Genomic DNA, 22,247 nt, shown 5'->3' on the forward strand with positions numbered 1-22,247 from the left:
AGCCCCCAGGCGGCAGCAGGGCGGCCACTTCGCCGGCGAGCTGCTCGGCGCCGGTCAGCGCGGCCACGCCGCAGTGGAGCGGGGAACTATGCGTTCCCCGCTCCTGGACCTCCGGCCCCGATTGATGCCGCCTCGCGGGCTGGAACAGTGGCACCCCCGCTCCGTTGGGAGCGAGGTTGCCGTTGCCGTTCACCGCGTAGGTCAGCGGTGCCCTGAGGTCAGGTAGCCGACTGGTCACTTTGAGGGGGCGGGGCGCCGCCGGCGGCGAGTCTCATCAGCGGGGAGTCGAAGTCGACGTCCGCCGCAGTCTGCTCCGTGCGTGTCGCGTTCCCGCCGAAGTGATGCTGGTAGCTGGACCAGGCGTTGTCGGCGATCGCGGCGCCGACGCCCGAGCTCATCAACACCGCGAGTTCGGTGGCCGCGCGGCCGATGCGCGCGCCGAGGGCCGAGTCGCCCCAGTCCTCCGGTGCGGCGAAGACCGAGGTGGGTACTGTCAGTGTGCGCATGAATGCGAGCATAGGGCGCATGTGGTCGTCGACGACCAGTGCGTGGCGGGCACTTCCGGCCGTCGCGGCCAGCAGCAGGGGTTTGGCGACGATCAGGTCGTTGTCGAGCACGTCGAAGAACGACTTGAACAGTCCGCTGATGCCGGCGGTGTAGACCGGCGAGGATGCGATCACGCCGTCCGCGGCGGCGAGCTGCCGGATCGTCGCCAGGAGCCGTTCGCCGGGGAAGCCGGAGACGATGGCCTGCGCGATGTCCACGGCGATGGGGGCAAGTTCGATGACCTGGATCGTAAGGGCGCGGCCTTGTATGCGGAGCAGGTCAGCGGTCTTCTGCGCTATGCGGTCGGCCAGCAACCGGGACGACGAGGGATTGCCGGTCCCGCCGCTGACGACCACGAGAGAGAGCGATGGATGGGCCGGCTGCTCCCGATCGGCCTGAGGGTGTGCCGTGTCGTCGGTCATGGTCAGCCGATCTCGGGGTAGCGGGCGGCGAACGCCGGGGTGCTGTCCTCGTACGGCGAGGTGCCGGTCACGTTGTCGCCGCGGTTGGGGTTCGGGCGCGGCTGGCGGGGCTCGGCGTCGCCGTACTTCGCCTTGACCAGGCTCGCGTGGGTCGGCGTCTCGGGGACACCGGGCGCCCGAGTGGCCGCCATCTCCTTGCGGAGCACGGGGACGACCTCGGTGCCGAGGAGTTCGACCTGCTCAAGGGCGGCTTCGACGGGCAGTCCCAGGAGGTCGATGTTCCACAGCTGGCGCTGGTAGTCGCCGTAGCGCTGCCGGAAGTCCATGGTCTTGTCGATGACCAACTGGGGGCTGCCCACCGACAGCGGCGTAGCCTCCATGTAGTCGTCGAGGGAGTTGCCGCTGAACAGCGGGAAGGCCTCGAAGTAGGGGCGGAACCGGTTGACCGCGTCCTGTGACTTCCTGGCGATGAAGGCATGACCGCCGAGGCCGACGATCGCCTGTTCGGGCGTGCCGTGCCCATAGTGGGCGAAGCGGTCGCGGTAGAAGGAGATGAGCTGGTCGAAGTGCCCGTAGGGCGCCAGGACGTTGTTGGCGAAGAAGCCGTTGCCGTAGAAGGCGGCCTGCTCGGCGATCTCGGGGGTGCGGATGGATCCGTGCCACACGAACGGCGGAACGTCGTCGAGCGGACGCGGGGTGGACGTGAAACCCTGCAGCGCGGAGCGGGACTCGCCCTCCCAGTCGACCACGTCCTCCCGCCAGAGCCGGTGCAGCAGGTTGTAGTTCTCCAAGGCGAGGTGGACCCCCTTGCGGATGTCCTGACCGAACCACGGGTAGACCTGGACGGTGTTACCCCGGCCGACCATCAGGTCGACCCGCCCCTTGGCCAGGTGCTGGAGCATCGCGTACTCCTCGGCGATCCGCACCGGGTCATTGGTCGTGATCAAGGTCACGGAGGTGCTCAGCGTGATCCGCTCCGTGATGGCCGCGATGTGGCCGAGGAGCGTGGTCGGGGTGGACGAGAAGAACGGCGGGTTGTGGTGCTCGCCGATGGCGAAGACATCCAGACCCACCTCGTCCGCGCGCTTGGCGATACGCACGATCGCGTCGATGCGCTCCGCCTCGCTCGGGGTGTAGCCCGTGACGGGGTCACGGGTCACGTCGCTGACCGAGAATATTCCGAATTCCATCGTTGTGCTGCCTTTCTGAGCGCGTGAGGTCGCCGTACGACGATTACGCGGACCTGGACGGGGCGGCGATGCGACGGCCCCGTTCTCGCCCATCTCGCGGTATGGCCGCCAGAGAACTTGTCCTGCCGGCACAGCCGGGCCGTATCGGGCGAACCGGTAATCCTGCCATCCAGGGAGACGCCGGCTGGGCGTTCAGCGGGACCGCCGAGTCATGCAAGGTGCGGCGCGAGCAAATATACCCCGCAAATGTTGCTTGCGTACGCATCTTCTATTACTGTCGCGATCAAGACCCCCGCGGCGGCGGGTGCTTCACCGCGCGCCCCGGCCTCAGGAGCCGACGGCACTTTGCCGCAGGGACGATCACTGGAGTAATCGATGAAGTTCTCCTCCCTTGAAGGCTCCGCCAGTCCGGGCCGTCGAACGCTGCTCGGCGGGATGCTGGCCGCCACGGCCATGACGGGCATCGGCGTCGGCTCTGCCGCCGCGACCCCCAAGACCGCCTACCGGCCTCCCCGCACGATCAAGGTGATGGGACACGACGTCGACGTCAGCCGGGCCACACCCTGGCTGGCGGACTTCTTCACCTCCTACTTCGAGGCCAAGTCCGGAACCGACGTCGACCGCCTGATGGCGCACTTCTCACGCACATCGATCGTCTACACCGACGCCACCGTCGGCTGGGCCTTCCCCGACTGGCAGCACCTGTACGACCTCTTCGCCCAGCTCATGCCGACCTGGCCCGACTCCGCCATGGCCTACCCGACCCGCATCGTCGGCGACGACAACAGCGCCGTGGTCTTCTTCACCGACTCACCGGAACTGTTCGGCCGCGAACTGCGAGCCATCGGCACCATCAACTTCCACCACGGCAAGGTCGTCCGCTGGGTCGACCACTGGGACGGACGCTCCCTCACCGTCAAGGGCGTCGACGACATGCGCGTCCCCGTCGACCAGTTCCCCACCGACTTCGGAGAGAAGACGGTCGGCCAGACCGCCGCTCCGGCCCTCCGGGCGGTCGTCAGCAAACTGGTAGCCGCGCTGGCAGCCGGGGACGCGGCCAAGACCGCCATGCTCCTGGACCCGGACGTCGTCCTCGAGGACATGGCCCTGCACACCCAGGTGATCGGCCGGGGCCGGGCCGAGGAGTTCCTCAGCCACACCCTGGCGACCCTCCCCTACGGTCGGAACGTCACCCTGCGACACACTGTCGGCAGCGCCCAGGGCGGCGCCTTCGAGTGGATCAGCCGCACCCCACTGCCGCTGGGAGCCACCGCGCTCGAACTTGGCACGAACGGCCTGATCACCCGCATGACGTCCACCTGGGACAGCGCCCTGTGGCAGGAAACGGCCATCGGCCAGGTCCAGGCCGCCACGATCCTCGGCTGACCCCCACCCCGCGCCGGGCCGGCTCCCCACGGGAGCCGGCCCCATCCGCCCAGCTGCAAGCCGAAGCGAGTGGCCTCTTCGCTCCCACGTGCAGCTGGGCGCGCCAGGCTGGGGCGCAAGCATCACACGTGCGGACGCAAGCAGTTTGAGTTCTCACGGCACCCTTGTTGGCAGTCCGCACCTCACGGCGGCCCGAACGCTTGCCGGGCACGCCCCTCACGGGGTCTACGGGATCCGCAGATCAGGGCATATGTATCCGTTGAAGCAGTCATCTCTCTGCAGTGAACGAAGGTCGTCATGAAGATTGGTTTTGCACTTCCGTACCTGAACCATGTGGCCCATCAGGTCTCCCAGACAGCCGATTTCGCCCGAGAAGCGGAGAAGGCGGGCGCGGCAAGCCTGTGGGTAGGGGATCGGAACTTCGCGGCAGTCAATCCCACAATCGGAATCGGCGGTGCGGGTGACACCACGATTCCAGTGGAGTACCGGACTGCCGCGGACCCATTTGTGCTGCTCGGCGTTGCAGCTGCGACGACCGAGCGGGTACAGCTGGGCACCAACGTTTTGATCGCTCCCATCTACGCACCCGTGCAGTTGGCACGCAGCCTTACCACGATCGATCTCATCAGTGGAGGACGCCTCATTCCGGGCTTCGGTGTCGGCTGGTCACCCGAGGAGTTCACGGCAGCGAACCTGGACTTCAGCAAGCGCGGCGCCCGGACCAACGAGATGCTCGATGCGCTGGAGCTGCTCTGGACCGAGGACCCAGTGGAATACCACGGCCGGCACCTGGACCTTCCGCTGCAGCACTCTCCGCTGAAACCCGTGCAGAGGCCCCGTCCTCCCTTCTACATTGGCGCACCGACCGGGGCCAGTGCCGCGCTCAAGCGCATCGGAGAGCGCGCCGACGGCTGGCTGCCGGCGTCCATAGTTCCTGTCTTCGTGGACGCTGACGTCGTACTCGCACAGCGTGCGGTCATCGACGGGTTCGCCACAGCGGCAGGACGCGACCCATCGCAGATCGACACGATCATGCGCGTCAACATCGTCGAAGGGACCCCGCTCACCCAGGTCGCCGACGCGATCAAGTCCCTTGCCGAACGCACCGGCATCCAGCATTTCATGGTGGAATCCATGTCCCTGCCCCACATCGACGCCTCACTGGAACTGGTCACGCGGATGATGACACTCATCGGACGCGGCTGATCCTGAGTCGTGCCCATGCCCCGCAAGGAAACAGCCACAGCGCGCCCCTCCGGGTTTCCCGAGGGACCGGGACCGCACGGACAGACCCTCTCGCCGAAGACGGGGTTGTAAAAAGAACGGCTCTGTCTCATATCCGATGGTAACGAAATGTCATGTCGCTGAAGACCGTCCCGAAGTACTCTGCTGCGGATCGACGGGACCCTCCCGGCCCTTGCCGGCTTCCAGCCTGAAGCTGCTCCGCGAGGCTTTGGCAGCGTCACGTTGCGGGCCGACCTGCAGTTGTTACTCTGCGCATTCGGCCTCACTGGCTGTTACCACCGGATGTGAGACAGGGCTCAAAGAACGGGTCTGGCCCGTAGTCGGCGGTGACACGGGGTAGCCGTCCTTGATCATGAACTTGTGGTGGATAGCAACGCCCTCACCAGCGCCACGAACTTGGCCCGACCGCCGCGAGCGCTCAGCTCACAGGATCTGTTCGGCCCAAATGGTCTTGCCCAGTGGGGCGTAGCGGGTTCCCCAGCGATGGCAGCATTGGGCGACGAGGAAGAGCCCGCGTCCTCCTTCGTCGGTGGTGGCTGCTCGGCGGATGTGCGGCGAGCTGTTTGCCGCGTCGCTGACCTCGCAGATCAGTGTCCGGTCGAGGACCAACCGGAGTTGTATCGGATCACGGCCGTGGCGGATGGCATTGGTGACGAGCTCACTGACGATGAGCTCGGAGGCGAAGGCCAGGTGCTCCAGCCCCCACTGCTGAAGTTTCTGCAGTACGAGTGGGCGCATGTCGCCAACGGCCTCGGGTACCGGCGGCACCGTCCATACGGCCACCTTCTCGGGGTCGAGTGTGCGAGTCCGGGCGAGGAGCACTGCCAAGCCGTCTTCCTTTGTGAGGCCGGAAGCGACCAGGTCGGTGATGGCTCTGCACGTGTCGTCGAGTGGCCGGCTACGGCTGGCGATGACCGTGCCGAGCCGGGACGCGAGCCCGTCGGCCGTGTCGGCGGGGTACGGGAGGCGCTGACTGCAGAGCACCAGGGTGCTGCCCTCGTCGAGTTCCACCTCCAATGGCTCGAACACCGGGTCTCCCAGACCGAGCGGAGCGTTGATCGGCAGCTCGGGAAACACCGCCTCCCCATCCCGGCCGACGATGGCGGGCGGAGGATGACCGGCGCTCGCCATCACGCAGTGTCGTGAGATGGGGTCGTAGACGGCGTACAGGCAGGTCGAGCCCTTCAACGCCTCCACCACGGCTGCGGATCCGGTGGCGTGTTCGCGCTCGAGGAGCCGCGGCACCATGTCGTCGATCTGGCCCAGCAACTCGTCCGGAGTGAGTTCCACCTGCGCCAGCGTGCGGATCGCGGAGCAGATGTGCCCCATGCACGCGGCCGCCTGGAACCCCTTGCCCGGCACCGAGCCCACGACCAGGGCCACCCGCGCACCCGAGAGGGGAATCACATCGAACCAGTCGCCACCGGCTCCCGCGTGCACGCGCGACGGGCGGTAGTGGTGCGCCACCTCGACCGCGCTCTGATCGGCGACGCTGCGCGGCAACATGCTCGCATGGAGGGTGAGGGCCGCTCGGTGCTCGTTCGTGTATCGGCGCGCATTGTCCACGCACACAGCGGCGCGCGCGACGATCTCCTGAGCAAGAACAAGATCATCCGCCTCGAAGGGCTTCGCATGCCCCCGATACATATGGACGAAACCCAAGGTCGCCTCCCTGGCACGCAGAGGTACGAGAATCAAGGAGCCGATCTCGTGTCTGTGGACGGCCCGGATCCGCTGGTCAGCAGAATGCTGCATCCAGTCGGCATCAGGGTCGACGACCGGAATCAGCCTCGGTTGCCCGTCCATGAGGCTTTGCACATGAGGCGAGTCAGGGGGAAAATCGTGCAGCTCCCCCCGCTGCGCGAACCCCTCGAAGACGACGGGGTTGGTGGCCCTGCGCGCAGCGAGACGCACCCCGACCGGGCCAATGCGCATCGGCTCCGGCTCTGCCCCCGCCATGACGCTGTCCAAGAGGTCTATCACCGCAATGTCGGCAAAGCGCGGAACGAGCATGTCCACGAGTTCGTCCGCCGTGCGCGGCACGTCAAGCGTCGTGCCGATACGAACGGCGGCCTCGCCGATGAGCGACAGACGCTCACGAGCCTGGTACCGGTCGGTGATGTCAATGATCAAGTCGGTCACACCGAGAACGCTGTCGTCCGGTCCCGTCAGGACCACGGAGGACACATTCCACACATGGTCCCGCTCCGGATCTGCGGGGGTGCGCCCGCGATGAACGGCATTGACGACCGGCCGGCCCGTCTCCAGGACCTTCTTGAGCCGGGACTCGACCGCCGCGGCATCGAGCCCCGGAAGAACATCGCGGATGGAACGACCGAGCGCCCGCTCCTCGGGAAAACCGTGGATGTGCTCCAGGGCGGCATTGACCCGCACAAAGCGCAGGTCCCGGTCGTAGACGGCGATACCGACCGGCGCTTGAGTGAAGAGCGCCTCCAAGATCGCCTGGCCCTCCGCAACGGGCGAGGGGGGCGCGGGCACCGCGATGACAACGGTGCCCTCGATCCCGGGCCCTCCGGGCTCGAGCAACCGCGACGTGTGCAGAACAACATCGGCGGGGCGTCCGTCCCGGCCGGTGAGCACAGCACGGAGGGCCGGAGCAGACCCCAGCGTCGGCCCAGAGGCGTTCCCCGAAGTCGGTTCCGCGAATACCTCCGGCCACAGCACGGCTGCCGGCTGTCCGACGACGTCGAACGAGCTGTAACCGAAGAGCGCCTCAGCTCCGGCGCTCCATGCCGAGACAAGACCATGGTCGTCGAGAACGAAGCCGGCGATCTTCTCATCGCCAGGCGCGAGACGGCTCGCCGGAGACTTGCCCATTTCCTCAGTCCTGTCACACATAGTGATACTTGAGGGCTCAATGTCACTGCAGGTCGCCGCCGGTTGGTTCGCGTTGAAGGCCGCCCACCGGCGCGTCTCATGTTCAGCCTAGTCAGATCTCTTGCGGTGCGCCCGGTACCGTCCCCCGGCAAGCCCGGGGTTGCCACGACTGGCGGTCCAGACAGCAGCTGCGCAGTTCCGCCCAGCGTCCCCGGTGGGCCGAGTGCCACGCCCTCCGGGTGGTGCGCGTCGGCCGCCGGCCCCGCTTCGCTCATCGCAGGCCCTCCCTTCGCCCGCGCGTCGCAGCCGCGCCGCCTCCGGATGCGAGAGGCGGTGCTCACGTCCTGCGGCCGGCCGGCCCGGGGGTGCCGGTGCGCCGCCGCGGTGTGGGGGTCGCCCTTGCGTGGCCAGCGGGATGGTGAAGCCTGGAGAGACGTTGTCCGGGTCGTAGGCCATTGATTTTGCGCAGCCGCTCGAGAGTGGCCCGCGGGAACGCCGCGGTCAGGGCAAGAGTCCTGGTTGCCGCGCTCGTCCCAGCGCCCGAGGCCGCGGCACCGCCGGCGCGGCCACGGCGATAAGCGCCTACAGCTCGAGTAGTAGGTCGTTCGTCCCATGGCGCAAACGCCCCACCTGATATTTAATTGCTTGCGCACGCACTTCTACGGCATTTCAGTCCGGCCGGTCGCCGTGTCGTGTACGCGCGACATGCCGGGAGGACCGTCGGCCGACTTGGCTTCTCCCTCCCCCACGCGCCGGAGCCCCCGGGCTCAGGCGTTCAGCACCGAAATGGAACCACCATGCCCCACACACCCAACGTCGCAGTCATCTACTACTCCTCCACCGGCACCATTCACCAGCTGGCGGAGACCATCGCCACCGGTGCGTCCGAGGCAGGAGCCAACGTACGTCTGCTGCGCGTCGCCGAGCTCGCGCCCAAGGAAGTGATCGCGGGCGTCCAGCCGTGGGCCGACCACGCCGCCGCGACCGAGCACATCCCGGTCGCCACGCCGGACGACATCACCTGGGCCGACGCCGTCATATTCGGCACACCCACCCGCTTCGGCAACGTCGCCAGCCAGCTCAAGCAGTTCCTGGACACCCTCGGCGGCCTGTGGGCCCAGGGCCTGCTCGCCGACAAGGTGTACAGCGCCTTCACCTCCACAGCGCAGCTGCGCGGCGGCCAGGAGTCCACCCTGCTGGCGCTCTACAACTCCATCTACCACTTCGGCGGGTTCATCGTGCCCCCCGGCTTCACCGACCCCGTGAAGTTCGTCGACGGCAACCCCTACGGCACCTCGCACGTGACCGGTGCCGACGCGCAGTTCCCCGTCGACAGCACGGCCCGCGCCGCCGCCACCTTCCAGGGCCGGCGCATCGCCGACGTCACCCGGATCATGAAGGCCGGCCGCGCGGCGTGAAGGTCCCCCGGGCGTGGATGCCCGGACAACACGAGCCCCGGGCACCTCTGAACGAGGCACGAAACCAAATCAGTTCACAACACATGGAGTTTTGACATGTCAGTTCCGCAGACACACACGGGCCGCGTTGCCGTCGTCACCGGCGCCGCACGCGGTATCGGCCAGGCCATCGCCGTCGACCTCGGGGCGCGCGGCGCGACCGTTGTCGCCGTCGACCTCACCAGCCCTGACGAAACCGTCGCCCTGCTCGCCGACAAGGGCCACACCGCACTCGGTCTCACAGCGGACGTGTCCAGCCCGGAGCAGACCGCGGCCGTGGGACAGGAAGTCGCCGACCGCTTCGGCCGGGCCGACATCCTGGTCAACAACGCCGGCATCTTCCCCTTCCGCGACATCGAGGACCTGGACTACGACACCTGGAAGCGCGTGCTCGCGGTCAACCTCGACTCGCAGTTCCTCATGGTCAAGGCCGTACTGGCGACCATGAAGAAGGGCGGCTGGGGCCGCATCGTCAACCTGACCTCCAACTCCATCGTCACCAACATCCCCGGCCTCTCGCACTACATGGCGAGCAAGATGGGCAACATCGGCTTCAGCCGCGGCCTGGCCAACGACCTCGCGCCCTTCGGCATCACCGTCAACGCCGTCGGCCCGACCCTGACCATCACCCCCGGCAGCCAGCAGGTCCACCCCCAGGAAGCTCGCGACGCCGCCGCCCAGGCCCAGGCCATCAAGCGCAACGGCCTTCCCGAAGACCTCACCGGCACCATCGCCTTCCTCACCAGCGACGACGCCGCCTTCGTGACCGGCCAGACGATCATGGCCGACGGCGGCTACGCCCGCTGACCCATCCACCGGCCCTCCGTCAGCCCCTCTGGGGCCGACGGAGGCTGCGCGAAAACGTCTCACCCCGGGCCAGGCCGTCCGGCGGCGTCGCCGGACGACCTGGCCCCGGCACCCATCAGAAGAGAAAAGGAGTCGCAGATCATGCGCAACGTCAAGCGCGCCGTACTGGTAAAGCCCGGTTCTCCCCTGGAGATCTGGGAGCGCCCCACCCCGTCCGCATCCAGCCGTGACGTCATCGTCTCGGTCGAGATGTCCGGCGTCTGCGGCACGGACCACCACCTCCAGTCCGGCGACATCACGCTGCCCAACCCGATGGTCCTCGGGCACGAGGCCATCGGCCGTATCGAGGAACTCGGCTCCGAGGTCACCACCGACTACGCCGGAGAGCCCGTCGCGGTGGGAGACCTCGTCTACTGGCAGCCGGCGCTGCCGTGCTACCGCTGCTACTACTGCACCGTCCTGGAAGACGTGTCCATGTGCCCCAACCTGGTCACGTACCAGCTGCACCAGCACGGGGACAAGCCGCCGGTGGGGACCTACACGGAGTACGCCTGGCTGCCGGACGGCATGACATTCTTCAAGATCCCGCAGGACGTCCCGGCCGAGGCCCTCATCGCCTTCGGTTGCGCCATGCCCACCGCGCTGCACGCCCTCGACCGGCTGGGCGGCATCCAGTACGGGCAGAACGTCATCGTGCAGGGCTCCGGCCCCGTCGGCCTCGCAGCCACACTCCTGGCGCACCTCGCCGGCGCGGGGAGCGTCACGGTCCTCGGCGCACCCGCCAACCGGCTCGAGATGGCCGAGAAGCTCGGGGCCACCACCGTCATCGACGTGACGAAGACCACCGAGCAGGAACGGGCCGCCGCGGTCATGGAGATCACGGACGGCCGCGGCGCGGACGTCATCATCGAGGCCGCCGGCAGGGTCCCCGCGTTCACCGAAGGTCTCCCGCTCGTCGCCACCAACGGTACATACGTCATCCTCGGCCTCTGGTCCGCGCCGGGCACCTCGCCGGTCGAGCCGCGCTACCTCAACAACCGCAACATCAGCGTCATCGGCTCGGCCTACACGACGCCGCGGCACATGTACAACACGATCCAGATCACCCGGATGTGCCACCAGCGGTTCCCGCTCGCCGAAATGGTCACCCACCGCTTCTCCCTCGAGCAGGCGCAGGACGCGTTGGACTCCGTCGGACGCGGCGAGCCGCTCAAGGCCGTGATCGTGCCGTAATGGCCCGGTTCTTGTAGCGCTCCTCGCCGAAGCCGGGTGGCCGTCCGCCGCGTGAGCCCTTTGCGCAGGCGGGCGGCCTGGCTGTCGGCCTTCTCCGGGACGGCGTACCGGATGACTCTGTCCTGTAATCGGTAGTAGCGGTGCGTGGTAGTCACTGGAGGAGGAAGTGTTGGCGGAGAGCGCCAACTCGGCCGTGCATCTGCCGCATGATCCTCTTGGTTCGCGTGTTGACCCCCTCGGTGCGCCCGTTGTGATGGGGCTGGATGAGGCCGACGCCCATCGTGCTGGTCTGGGACCGTCTGAACACCCACGTCTCCCACGCCATACGCGAGTTCATCGCCAAGCGCGTGCATGGCTGGCGGTGTTCCTGCTGCCCGCCTACTCGCCCGACCTTTAGCCTCGCCATTTCCTCCGGATCTCGGCGCTGTCGAACAAGGCAGTGCCCTGCAGCCAGACTCCGGCCGACACGACGTGTCCGCCGTGCAGCGATTGGCGCGGTATCCGCAATGCGGTGGTCCAGGCCGTAGGGAAGAAGCCCGGCAGTGAGCGGGCTGTGCACGGCGTCCTCTGTCGGACACCGCCCCGATGGTCTCCCGCGCCCTGATCGGCGACCCGGCAGCTACGGGACTACCTACCCGACGCGCAGGGAGAGGACGTCATGTCCGACGTCCTCAACGCCGTGCCGCCGGCGGAACTCGAGCACATGGACCCGCTGGGGCTCGCGCCCGGCTCCACGATCTCCTGCGGATCCTGGAGGGCCACTATAGAACAGGGACCTGTGCAACATGGTGTTCACCATCGAACGGGGAATGCTGCGGACGCGGCCCGGTGTCTGCTGCGTGGTCTCCGCCATCGTCCCGCCTGCGCGACCAGGCTCGGCAGAAGGCGGTCGGGGGAGCCGTGAACGGCGGGGCCGTGGCACATGTGGCCGTGACATCGTCCGGTTCGGCGGAGTGCATGACATGTCTGTAGATGCGGCAGTGGGGTATGGCGCTCGCCGTGCGCTGCCGTCCGCCGCCGGTCGGGCCCAGCGGCAGGTTGGCAACCACGTTCGGATCAGTAGTCGCTCGGACACGGGCCGCGTTCACTCATCCCGATACTGCGACATGACGGCGAGGTCCCCGCGCGCTGAGCTACTGCACGTCCGGCACCTTGAAGTGGCCCTTCACCTCGCGTTCGCCCCGGATGGCGATCCCAGAGCGTCTTCCGGGCCGTCCGCGTCTCGCCCCGCTCCCCGGATGCCGTCGAACGCCAGGCAGAGCACGCGCTCGCGTTGCGCGTCATCCGCGAACGATCCCGCCGCCACGCTGACAACAAGGCGAATGGCATCTTCCAACCGGGCATCCGGACGGATGGCCCCTGCCTCCTGCGCCCTGCGGAAAAGCGGTTCCCCAGCGGCTCGCAGAGCTTCTCGTCCAGCCCTGAAAATTTCCGAATTGCGATCCAGCGTCCCCTGTATGGCCTGTTTGGTTGCGTCGTATCCGATGAAACGGCGACTCCATGCCTCAAACGCCGGCCAGGCCGGGAGATCGGCCACCTGAGCCGCGAACTCGCAGAGCCGCTCGACTTCCTCTGCAAAGACGGCGTGGTAGAGGTGCTGACGCGTGGGGAAGTTCCGGTACAGCGTTCCGATCGCCACTCCTGCCCGCTGAGCGATATCCTCTAGAGGGACTGTCGGACCACCCTCCGCCAAAGATTCTCTCGCAGCAGCCAAAAGGGCATCGAAATTCCGCAGAGCATCCGCACGATGCGGCCGCGACACCCTGAATGCAGAGTCGCTGCGAGACACATCACTCACTTAAGTCTCCGTCTGTAGCCTGACCGGGCGGACGACGAGTGTAGCCTCTCGCTCAGGGGCTGCCCCCACCTCCCCGGCGGCCATGCCCACCGGGCCGCACCAGAAGCCGGCTGCGGGACACCAACGCCCAACTGCACAGTGCCGACGGGTCTGCCGCGTGCACCCCTCGTTCGCGGCTGCTGTCCGTGGGGCGCCGTAGTTGCTCCTCCGACGGTGCGAATTCCTGGAACCGCTGCACGTCGCACAGTGGAGCAGTGGTGTCATCCGCGGGTCCAGCCGGACCGCGTCCAGCGTGGCGGTCCACCACGCGGGCTCCCGAGATCCACGACGCCGCCTCGGTCGCGGAACCCGCCGGGAGACTCCAGGCTCGGTTGAACGCTCCGCGACCTCCACCGGCGACCGGCAAGCCTGCAGTCGAGCGGGCGGCTCTCGGCATCGCGGACAGAACTTGCAAGCGGAGGATTTCCTCGACTAAAGTCGAGGTGGTGCCTTAATTTTACTGGGTGTTCGGTCTCGACTTAACGGGCTGTCGCAGTACCTCGCGGTACGGCGGTAGCACTTACCGGGTCCGGTTGTACCGGGCCGGACGGGCCCCGCTGTACGTACAGAGCGGGATCTGCGCGCAAGGGAAAGAAAGTGAGGCGGCCGTGATGGATCAGAACGCTGGCGGCCCTGTCCCCATCGCCCTTCGGGTGAATGGGCAGGAGCGGGAGGTGCGTACCGAGGAGGAGACACCGCTGCTCTACGCGCTCCGCAATCATCTGGGCCTCAAGGGCACCCGCTTCGGGTGTGGGCTTGGTCTCTGCGGTGCCTGCTTCGTCCTCGTCGACGGTCATCCGACCTTCTCATGCGACACCCCGGTGTGGTCGCTCAACGGCAAAGAGGTGACCACGATCGAGGGCCTGGGTACCGCTGGCGAGTCCCACCCGGTCACCCGGGCGATCGCGGAGACACAGGCGGCGCAATGCGGGTATTGCGTCTCCGGCGTGGTGATGGCAGCGGCCGCTCTGTTGGAAGAGAACGACAATCCGTCGGAGGACGAGGTGCGCGAGGCCCTGGACCGCAACCTGTGCCGGTGCGGCGCTCACAACCGGTTGGTGGGAGCGGTCCTCATCGCCGCCGCCGAGATGCGAGCGGAGGCCGGCCGATGACCACAACGCCGGCGACACCCGCGATGCCCCCGTCCCTGGCAGCGAACCCCTGGTTGTCCAGCTGGCTGCGCATCCTTCCGGAGGGCCAGGTGGAGGTCCGATCCGGCAAGGTGGAGATCGGCCAGGGAGTGCTCACCGCCCTCGCGCAGATCGCCGCCGAAGAATTGGACGTGGACGTGTCCCGGGTGCGGATGACGGCGGCCGCCACCGGCGTCAGCCCCAACGAGGGGCTCACGGCGGGCAGCCTTTCCATTCAGCACTCCGGTGCCGCGCTGCAGTTCGCGTGCGCGGAGGCCCGGGCGGTCTACCTGGACCGCGCCGCGGCCCTCCTCCAGTGCGATGCCACGCAGCTGACCGTCGACGACGGGCGCATCACCGCGACTGACGGGCGGACCACGACCTACTGGCAGCTGGCTGACGACGCACTGCTCGACCGGCCCGCTACCGCGACGGTCGCACCGAAGTCCGAGTCGGCCTACCGGGTGGTGGGCACCAACGCGCCCCGCGTCGACCTGCCGGACAAACTGGCCGGCAGGCCCCGGTTCGCACACGACCTCGTGCTCCCGGGGCTCCTGTTCGGCCGGATCGTGCGGCCGCCGTCACGGGGCGCCACGCTGGATACCGTGGACACCGAGCCGACCCTGGCCGTGCCCGGGGTCGTGACGACCGTGCGCGACGGGAATTTCCTTGCGGTGATCGCGGATCGGGAGGAAGTGGCCCTGCGAGCTGTGGAGCTCCTGCGCAAGGACGCGGTGTGGCAGCAGTCGCCGACGCTCCCGGACGAGGACGACCTGCCGACGTTCCTCACCACCGCCCCCCGTGAGACCACTCTGCTCGCCGACCAGGGCGAGCGCCCCGCCGCGTCCGCGGTGACCCGGTCCCACGAAGCCACATACCACCGCCCGTACATCGCACACGCGTCAATGGGGCCTTCCAGCGCAACCGCGCTCCTCACCACTGAGGACGGCGAGGCCCGGCTCGCTGTCTGGACACACAGTCAGGGTGTCTACATCCTGCGTCAGGAGCTGGCCCGGGCACTCGACATGAGCGAGAAGCAGATCACCGTTTCCCACGTCGAGGGACCGGGCTGCTACGGCCACAACGGTGCGGACGACAGCGCCATGGACGCGGCCCTGCTCGCCCTTGCAGTTCCGGGCCGCCCCGTACAGGTCGTGTGGTCGCGCGCCGACGAACTGGGCTGGTCCCCCTTCGGGCCGGCAGCAGTGGTGAGGGTCGCCGCCGACGTCGGCACCGGCGGAGAGGTACTGGCCTGGGAGCAGGAGATCTGGGGCAACAGTCACATCACCCGGCCCGGGATGACGCCTTCGATCGGATTGCTGGCCGCGAGCCACCGCGAAGGTGGCAAGGAAATCGAGTCGGGGCCGGAGGCGCCCCTCACCCATGGCGGCGCAGCCGGGCGCAACTCAGTCCCCGGTTACGACTTCGGGTACCGCAAGGCGGTCAACCACCGGGTCCTGCCCAGCCCGCTGCGAACCTCCTCATTGCGGTCGCTCGGCGCCTTCGTCAACGTGTTCGCGGCTGAGTCGTTCATGGACGAACTCGCCTTGGAGGCAGGACGGGATCCGGTGGAGTTCCGTCTCGCGCACCTGACCGACCCCCGGGCGCGTGCCCTCATCGAGACCGTCGCACGGCGTGCGGCATGGGACAGCTGGCGGCCGTCGGAATCCCTGGGGCACGGCATCGCCTACGCCCGCTACAAGAACACCTCCGCATACTGCGCGGTGGTCGCCGAGGTGGAGGCGGTGAGCGAGGTCCGGGTACGGCGGCTGACCCTGGCCGTGGACGCGGGGCTGGTCATCAGCCCGGACGGCGCGCGGAACCAGATCGAGGGCGGCGCCATTCAGGCCACCAGCTGGACGCTGAAGGAACGCATGCGCTTCGACCGGATGACGGTCACCAGCGAGGACTGGGAGAGCTATCCGATCCTGCGCTTCTCCGAGGTCCCCTCGGTCGATGTCGAACTGATGCCTGGCGACGGAAATCCGCCCCTCGGTGTCGGCGAGACGGCGCAGGGTCCGACGGCCGCGGCCATCGCCAACGCCCTCTACGACGCCCTCGGCGTGCGCGTGCGTTCGCTGCCGCTCACCGAGGAGCAGATCGTCGCCGCGATGCCCGACTGAGCGGCCGCTTCCGGGGCAGCTCCGAGAAAGGACCAGCATGATCATCGACGTACATCAGCACTACTCCCCGCCCGCCCTTACCGAGGCTGTCGCCAAAGAATCCCCCGGCCTCAAGGTGTTGACCGAACCCTGCGTCGAGCTCGACAGCAGGCTGCCCGAGATGGACGCGAGCGGGATCGATGCCGCCCTGCCGTCCATCCCGCACCCGTGCCGACTCTCGCCGGGGGACGATCGGGCCGGCTACCTCGCCCTGGCCCGACGCTGCAACGACGAACTGCTGGCCGCAGCGGAACGGCACTCAGACCGGTTCGCTGCGCTTGTCGCACTTCCTTTCGGTGACACCGAGGGCAGCCTGGAGGAACTCGAGCGTGTAGCAGGACACCCTCTGGTCAAGGGCGTCATCGGCTTCACCGTGACGCGCCCTTGGAGTCTGTACGAGCCTCGCCTCGAGCCGGTCTACCAGGCGATGGCCCAGCACAACCTCCCCTTTATGCTGCACCCGGTCATGGACGACTTCACCGCACACCCCTCGTTCGAGGCGTTCACGCTGTTCGGCAGCATCGCCTCGCCTGTCCAGGAATCCGTGACGGCGGCGCAGCTGATGCTGTCCGGAATGCTCGACCGCGTACCCGAACTGACGCTGATCATCCCCCACTTGGGAGGGGTACTTCCCTACCTCGCTCAGCGCCTCATCGATCAGAGCGGCACCGGCGCCGCACAGTACGACTGCCTGGAATACCTGCGCAACCGCTGCCTTGTGGACAGTTGCTCCTACCACCAGCCCGCACTGAGCTGCGCGGAGGCGACGATGTCAGCGCAGCACATTCTGCTCGGCTCCGACTATCCCTACCGCGGCTCCCTGCAGCGCGCGGTGTCCGACATCGAGACCAGCGGTCTGAACGCACCGGATCGAGCCGCTGTCTACGGCGGCAACGCCGAGCGTGCAGGACTCCTGACCGACGCCATGCTCGCACGCACCCCTTCAGGGAACCGCCCCCAAGCGTGAGCTCGCTCACCAACTGGCGGATCCCTTCGTTGCGCAGGCCCCGTTAGCCGCACCACGTTCATCGGAACCATGGCAGTGCGCCTCAAGAGCAGGGGCGCCGGCGGCCAGCTGTCAAGCGATCGTCGTGTCTTCGGCCATCTCCAATGGACAAGTCCCATACCCAAAGTGACGCAGATGCGCTCGCGGGGTGCGACGCGCTGATCTCCTGATCGGCACCGTCACCGGCTCCTTCGGAGCCCAACCTCGGCTGCATCGCCACGGACGAGACTGGTGGGCGGTTGCTCCAGGCCCAACGGCGCACGACAGCAGTCGCGGTGGCTCAGCGACCGCCGAGGCCCCTCGACGATCCACAGGATCCGGCAGCTACTCAGGCAACGGATGACGTGCACTGTCCAGATGCCCAGTGACAATGAACCTTGGGCGGGGGCAGCGAAGTTGAGTGGCCTGGGTCACTCAACTTCGCTGCCCCCGCCCAAGACCCAAATGGAGTTTGGCTCTCCTTCGGGCTCACTGCGTGTGAACGAGAGCCAAATGCACCCGCTTTTCCAGAGACGGGCTACCACGTTTAGAACTCTTTACCCGCAATTGTTTGCTCACAGAAATCAATGAGACGTACGCTGTGGCAAGGGTGGGAGGAATCGGCGCTTCTTGGGCATCACAGGAGCTGCACCCGGAGTCAGACGGCCGGTTCCGGTCATGCTCCAGCCATGTGCTGGTTGAGCCCACCAACGTAGGCGCTTCGGTCTCCAACTGCGCGTCGGCCCTGTGCGGCCGACCGGCCGGTTGCAAGACATGCGGCGGCGGCCACGACGGCTGTCACTCGCTGGGAGGTTACCGCCGGGTCGGTCTCCTGAGCTGCAGCGCGATCCTCGCCCACGGGTCTTACGACATCGCGACGCCTGTTGCCAGTAGCCGCCCGACCCGGACCTGGGCAGATTGCCCTGACATCTGAGGAATCCACAAGAAGGAAGACGATGGCAACAACGACATCACCGGCGCGTCTGCACAGGTCGCATGCTCGCACCAGCACCCCCCCAGGTCGTTCAAGTTCGATGTCGCACAGTGAGATCATGAGAGCTCTCACCGGGTTGATCCTCGGCCTGTTCGTAGCGATCCTGTCGTCCACGATCGTTTCCAACGCGCTGCCCAGGATCATCTCCGATCTGCACGGTGGTCAGAGCGCCTACACGTGGGTCGTCACCGCATCCCTGCTCGCCACCACCGCCACCACTCCGCTGTGGGGCAAGCTGTCCGACCTGTTCAGCAAGAAGCTGCTGGTCCAGCTGGCGCTGGTGATCTATGTGGTCGGTTCGCTGGTCGCGGGCGTGTCACAGAACGCCGGGATGCTGATCGGCTGCCGTGTTGTCCAGGGTGTCGGTGTCGGCGGTCTGGTCGCGCTGACCCAGGTCATCATGGCCGCGATGATCTCGCCGCGGGAGCGCGGCCGGTACAGCGGCTACCTCGGTGCGGCCTTCGCGGTCGGCACCGTCGGCGGCCCGCTGCTCGGCGGTGTCATCGTCGACACCGGCTGGCTCGGCTGGCGCTGGTGCTTCTACGTCGGCGTGCCCATCGCGATCATCGCGCTGATCGTGCTGCAGAAGACCCTGCACCTGCCGGTCGTCAAGCGTCAGGCCAAGGTCGACTGGGCGGGCGCCGGCTTCATCACCGCAGCCGTCAGTCTGCTGCTGACCTGGGTCACCTTCGTCGGCGACAAGTACGAGTGGATTTCCTGGCAGACCTGGGTCATGACCGGCGGCGCGGTGCTGCTGGGCCTGATCTTCGTGCTGGTCGAGTCCCGCGCGCGCGAGCCGATCATGCCGCTGCGGTTGTTCCGCAACAAGACGATCAGCCTGACCTCGGGCGCTTCGCTGTTCGTGGGTGTGGCGATGTTCGGCGGCACGATCTTCCTGAGCCAGTACTTCCAGCTTGCGCGCGACAAGACGCCGACCATGGCCGGTATCTGCACCATTCCGCTGATCGCAGGTCTGTCGGCCTCCTCCACCGCCTCCGGTCTGATCATCACCCGCACCGGCCGCTGGAAGGCAATCCTGGTCTCCGGCGCTGTTCTGCTCACCGCCGGCAGCGCTCTCCTCGGCAGCCTGCGGTATGACACTCCGCTCTGGCAGACCGGGCTGTACATGGCTCTGTTTGGCCTGGGCGTCGGCATGATGATGCAGAACCTGGTCCTGGCCGTGCAGAACCAGGTACAGCCAGCCGACCTCGGCGCGGCAAGCTCCATGGTCACCTTCTTCCGCACCCTCGGCGGCGCGGTCGGCGTCTCCGCGCTGGGCGCCGTGCTCTCGAACCGGGTCACCCGCTACACCACGGACGGCCTGTCCGCGCTGGGCGTGGACTCCACCGGCTCGCCCGACGGCAGTATCCCGGACCTCGCGACATTGCCGGCGCCGATCCGGACGGTCGTGCAGAGCGCATTCGGCCACGGCGCCGGCGATGTGTTCCTGGTGGCGGCCCCCCTGTCTCTTCTGGCGCTGCTGCTGGTGCTGTTCATCAAGGAGGTGCCGCTGAGGACCGCGAGCGGCTTGCAGCAGACGACGGCTGGCTCCGAGTCCGAGGAGCGGACGGCCCCGCAGGCAGTACCGCACGGCGCCGCAGCCTTGGCGGACACGGCCGTGGTCTCTGCCGCGCCCGAACACGCGGCGGCGGAGGGGGGGATCATCCAGGGCCAGGTCCGCAACTCCGAGGGCGCCGGCGTCGCACACGCCACGCTCACCCTGCTCTCCCTCACCGGCAAGCAGCTCGGCCGGGCCGCCACCCGCCCCGACGGCGGCTACACGCTCACCGCGCCCGGCGCCGGCTCGTACGTCCTGATCGCGGCGGCCGACGGCCACCAGCCGCAGGCCTCCACAGTCGTGGTCGGCGAGGAACCGGTCCCCCACAACGTGATCCTGGCCGGCACCAGCGGCCTCACCGGCACCGTGACCTCCGAGGCCGACGGCATACCCGTCCACGGCGCCGTGGTCGCCGTCACCGACATCCGCGGCGAAGTGCTGGCCAGCGGAGGCACCGGGCAGGACGGCGGCTTCGGCTTCGCCGAGCTCCCGGCCGGCGACTTCACCCTCGCGGTCAACGCCACCGGCTTCCGGCCTGGCCGCCCTGCCCGTCGAGGTCGCCGGCACCGGCCCGACCCGCGTCGACGTCGCACTGCGGCTCGGCGGCCGCGTCCAGGGCACCGTCCTCGGCGGCGCGACCCGGCTGCCGCTGCCCGAGGCGCGCGTCACCCTCGTGGACGGCGCCGGCAACGTCGTGGCCACCGCCACGACCGGCGGCGACGGCGTGTACGCCTTCGGCGACCTGGACGCGGGCGAGTACGCGCTCATAGCCAGCGGCTTCCCGCCGGTCGCGACCACGATCACGGTCGACGACGAGACCGCCAAGGACGTCGACGTGGAGCTCAGCCACCCCGAGGGGTGAGCGGGCCCTCTCGAGAACGGCCGGTTCGCGCGCTTGCGGAGACGCACGAACCGGCTGCCCCGGGGGACACCCCGGTCTGGTCCGGACAGCACAGGCAGGGGACGGCCGAGCCGTCAGGACCGGACCACACCGGGTGGCTCCCGCAGGGGCCCGGGGCATCCCCCCGGGCCCCGCTCCCCCGGGGAACACACGCGCGACGGAAGGCGAGCAACGAGCATGACCACGATCGGCAAGACGGGCCTGCGGGGGCGGGTGCGCACCAAGGACGGCTGGGCGGTGCCGCACGCCGTGCTGACGGTCACTTACATGACGGGCTGACCCTGTCGCGGTCGGCGGCGCAGACGGCGACATGACCGCTCGGGTCTCTGGGCGAGCCGTTCTCGTCCGTGGAGAGCTCCTTGCGCCACGTAGCCAGGGTAGCGGCGAGGCCGGCGAGCTCCCTTGTCGTCGCGGATCCGTGCGTCCTCACGCTTGTCCCGCGACGTCACGGTGGCTGGCTCCACGACCTGGAACAGGCAGGAACCGTCGTCCGCGATCTGGCTCGCCCTGCACCGGGGGCACGGCGAGCGATCGTCGGTGGCGTCCTCGGTGCGTACGTACCCGCAGCCTGGGCACACCCGCCAGGTGCGCCACTCCTGCCGGCCGCCCGTCGACAGCTCCAGGCCGGTGATCTCGTGCCGGTAGCCGTTGACGTAGAAGGTGTTGCCTGGCGCCAGCTCCTGGATCGCGAAGCGGCGGGGCCGCTCATAGGAGACGGTCTCGGACGTGTACACCACCTTGCCCGTCTTCGGGTCGATGCCGTCCTCGCCGTACAGGGTCGCCGACAGCGTCGTCGACGAGTCGATGAAGGCGTAGTTCGGCAGCAGACCCAGGTCACACAGGGCGCTTTGCGCAGTGGTGTGGAAACAGGCCCAAAGCGCGCAGGCGAGGAAACTGGTGCCGGCCGCGGCGGCGAACGCGGGGCGCAGGGCGAAGCGGTCGGGCCAGTCCTGGGCCTTGAGGCCGGTGTCGACGGTCTCAAGGGTGGCGAGCACCAGGAGAAGCAGCACCGTCATGGCGGCGGTGAAGACGACGTAGCTGGTGACCAGCGGAGCGGGAACCCATGCGGCGAGGGCTCCGGAGACGAGGGGCCAAATGCCAGGCCGCCGAGGTTGGCGACGGAGGCGACCTCGGCGGACACCGGCGATCCGCCCCGCTCGGGGTAGGCCTCGTGGTGCAAGTCGGAGAGGTAGGTCGTGACCATCGAGGCCATCAGTCCCACTGCCACGCCGGTGATCAGGCGCCCGACGATCAGACCCGGCAGGTCCGGCCGTGCGGCAAGGACGACGGCCGAGACGATGCCGACGCCGAGCGCCGGAACGATGATGCGGCGGCCGAGCCGGTCGGATAGGTGACCGAGCAGGCGGAAGCCGGCCGCCGCCCCGACGACCATGACCGCGAAGGCGGATGGTGGCCTCGGTCGGACCGAAGTGGTCACGCGCCTGGTACAGAGGCCACAGCGGGGTCGGCGCGGTACCGAAAGCCATCGGTTGACGCGGCCGGAGTTCTGCCGGTGACGAGGCCTCGTCGTTGGTTACGCGATCAGCCGATCAAGT

14 protein-coding genes and 4 pseudogenes are annotated in these 22,247 nt (G+C 68.1%); 12 read left to right on the forward strand and 6 right to left on the reverse strand.

The window, feature by feature from the left end; all coding sequences use genetic code 11:
* Positions 1–218: 218 nt before the first annotated feature.
* Positions 219–968, reverse strand: coding sequence for a CE1759 family FMN reductase (locus OG507_RS00205; protein WP_327365056.1), 750 nt, complete (start codon positions 966–968; stop codon positions 219–221).
* A 2-nt stretch (positions 969–970) separates the two neighbouring features.
* Positions 971–2,158, reverse strand: coding sequence for a CE1758 family FMN-dependent luciferase-like monooxygenase (locus OG507_RS00210; protein WP_327365057.1), 1,188 nt, complete (start codon positions 2,156–2,158; stop codon positions 971–973).
* A 375-nt stretch (positions 2,159–2,533) separates the two neighbouring features.
* Here OG507_RS00210 and OG507_RS00215 point away from each other — a divergent pair, with 375 nt between their 5' ends.
* Together OG507_RS00215 and OG507_RS00220 are read left to right on the forward strand one after the other, a co-directional pair.
* Positions 2,534–3,544, forward strand: coding sequence for a hypothetical protein (locus tag OG507_RS00215; protein WP_327365058.1), 1,011 nt, complete (start codon positions 2,534–2,536; stop codon positions 3,542–3,544).
* 297 nt (positions 3,545–3,841) lie between these two features.
* Positions 3,842–4,750 (forward strand): TIGR03619 family F420-dependent LLM class oxidoreductase, encoded by a 909-nt coding sequence (locus OG507_RS00220; protein WP_327365059.1) that lies wholly within the window; start codon positions 3,842–3,844, stop codon positions 4,748–4,750.
* Positions 4,751–5,212: 462 nt separating this feature from the next.
* On the opposite strand, the gene OG507_RS00225 is transcribed toward OG507_RS00220, so the two are convergent.
* Positions 5,213–7,627 (reverse strand): SpoIIE family protein phosphatase, encoded by a 2,415-nt coding sequence (locus OG507_RS00225; RefSeq protein ID WP_327365060.1) that lies wholly within the window; start codon positions 7,625–7,627, stop codon positions 5,213–5,215.
* Between the two features lie 797 nt (positions 7,628–8,424).
* On the opposite strand from OG507_RS00225, the gene wrbA reads away from it, so the two are divergent.
* The 5 genes and pseudogenes from wrbA to OG507_RS40245 all read left to right on the forward strand — a co-directional run.
* On the forward strand, positions 8,425–9,045 hold the full coding sequence (gene wrbA / locus OG507_RS00230) for an NAD(P)H:quinone oxidoreductase (protein WP_327365061.1): 621 nt from the start codon (positions 8,425–8,427) through the stop codon (positions 9,043–9,045).
* A gap of 96 nt (positions 9,046–9,141) precedes the next feature.
* Positions 9,142–9,891: an SDR family NAD(P)-dependent oxidoreductase gene (locus OG507_RS00235; RefSeq protein ID WP_327365062.1), complete on the forward strand. Its 750-nt coding sequence runs from the start codon at positions 9,142–9,144 to the stop codon at positions 9,889–9,891.
* Positions 9,892–10,032: 141 nt separating this feature from the next.
* Positions 10,033–11,124, forward strand: a complete 1,092-nt coding sequence (locus tag OG507_RS00240) for a zinc-binding dehydrogenase (RefSeq protein WP_327365063.1) — start codon at positions 10,033–10,035, stop codon at positions 11,122–11,124.
* Positions 11,125–11,399: 275 nt separating this feature from the next.
* Positions 11,400–11,518 (forward strand): annotated as a pseudogene (locus OG507_RS00245) (transposase); the annotation flags it as partial.
* A 231-nt stretch (positions 11,519–11,749) separates the two neighbouring features.
* Positions 11,750–11,954: pseudogene (locus OG507_RS40245) on the forward strand (hypothetical protein); the annotation flags it as partial.
* A 335-nt stretch (positions 11,955–12,289) separates the two neighbouring features.
* Here OG507_RS40245 and OG507_RS00250 read toward each other — a convergent pair.
* On the reverse strand, positions 12,290–12,922 hold the full coding sequence (locus OG507_RS00250; protein ID WP_327365064.1) for a TetR/AcrR family transcriptional regulator: 633 nt from the start codon (positions 12,920–12,922) through the stop codon (positions 12,290–12,292).
* A 650-nt stretch (positions 12,923–13,572) separates the two neighbouring features.
* Here OG507_RS00250 and OG507_RS00255 point away from each other — a divergent pair.
* From OG507_RS00255 to OG507_RS40250, 5 genes and pseudogenes are all read left to right on the forward strand, one after another.
* The gene (locus OG507_RS00255; protein ID WP_327365065.1) at positions 13,573–14,073 is read left to right on the forward strand and encodes a (2Fe-2S)-binding protein; all 501 of its coding nucleotides are present in this window, start codon (positions 13,573–13,575) and stop codon (positions 14,071–14,073) included.
* Positions 14,070–16,214: a xanthine dehydrogenase family protein molybdopterin-binding subunit gene (locus OG507_RS00260; protein ID WP_327365066.1), complete on the forward strand. Its 2,145-nt coding sequence runs from the start codon at positions 14,070–14,072 to the stop codon at positions 16,212–16,214. The genes OG507_RS00255 and OG507_RS00260 overlap by 4 nt, the downstream gene beginning before the upstream one ends.
* A 37-nt stretch (positions 16,215–16,251) precedes the next feature.
* Positions 16,252–17,220: an amidohydrolase family protein gene (locus OG507_RS00265; RefSeq protein WP_327365067.1), complete on the forward strand. Its 969-nt coding sequence runs from the start codon at positions 16,252–16,254 to the stop codon at positions 17,218–17,220.
* Between the two features lie 974 nt (positions 17,221–18,194).
* Positions 18,195–20,652 (forward strand): annotated as a pseudogene (locus OG507_RS00270) (MFS transporter).
* Between the two features lie 216 nt (positions 20,653–20,868).
* Positions 20,869–20,967, forward strand: a pseudogene (locus tag OG507_RS40250) (YceI family protein); the annotation flags it as partial.
* Here the strand turns inward: OG507_RS40250 and OG507_RS00275 are convergent.
* Positions 20,955–21,707 (reverse strand): hypothetical protein, encoded by a 753-nt coding sequence (locus OG507_RS00275; RefSeq protein ID WP_327365069.1) that lies wholly within the window; start codon positions 21,705–21,707, stop codon positions 20,955–20,957. The pseudogene OG507_RS40250 and the gene OG507_RS00275 overlap by 13 nt on opposite strands.
* On the reverse strand, positions 21,704–22,129 hold the full coding sequence (locus OG507_RS00280; protein ID WP_327365070.1) for an MFS transporter: 426 nt from the start codon (positions 22,127–22,129) through the stop codon (positions 21,704–21,706). The genes OG507_RS00275 and OG507_RS00280 overlap by 4 nt, the downstream gene beginning before the upstream one ends.
* Positions 22,130–22,247 lie beyond the last annotated feature (118 nt).

This window comes from Streptomyces sp. NBC_01217 (genome assembly GCF_035994185.1).
Lineage (GTDB): Bacteria > Actinomycetota > Actinomycetes > Streptomycetales > Streptomycetaceae > Streptomyces.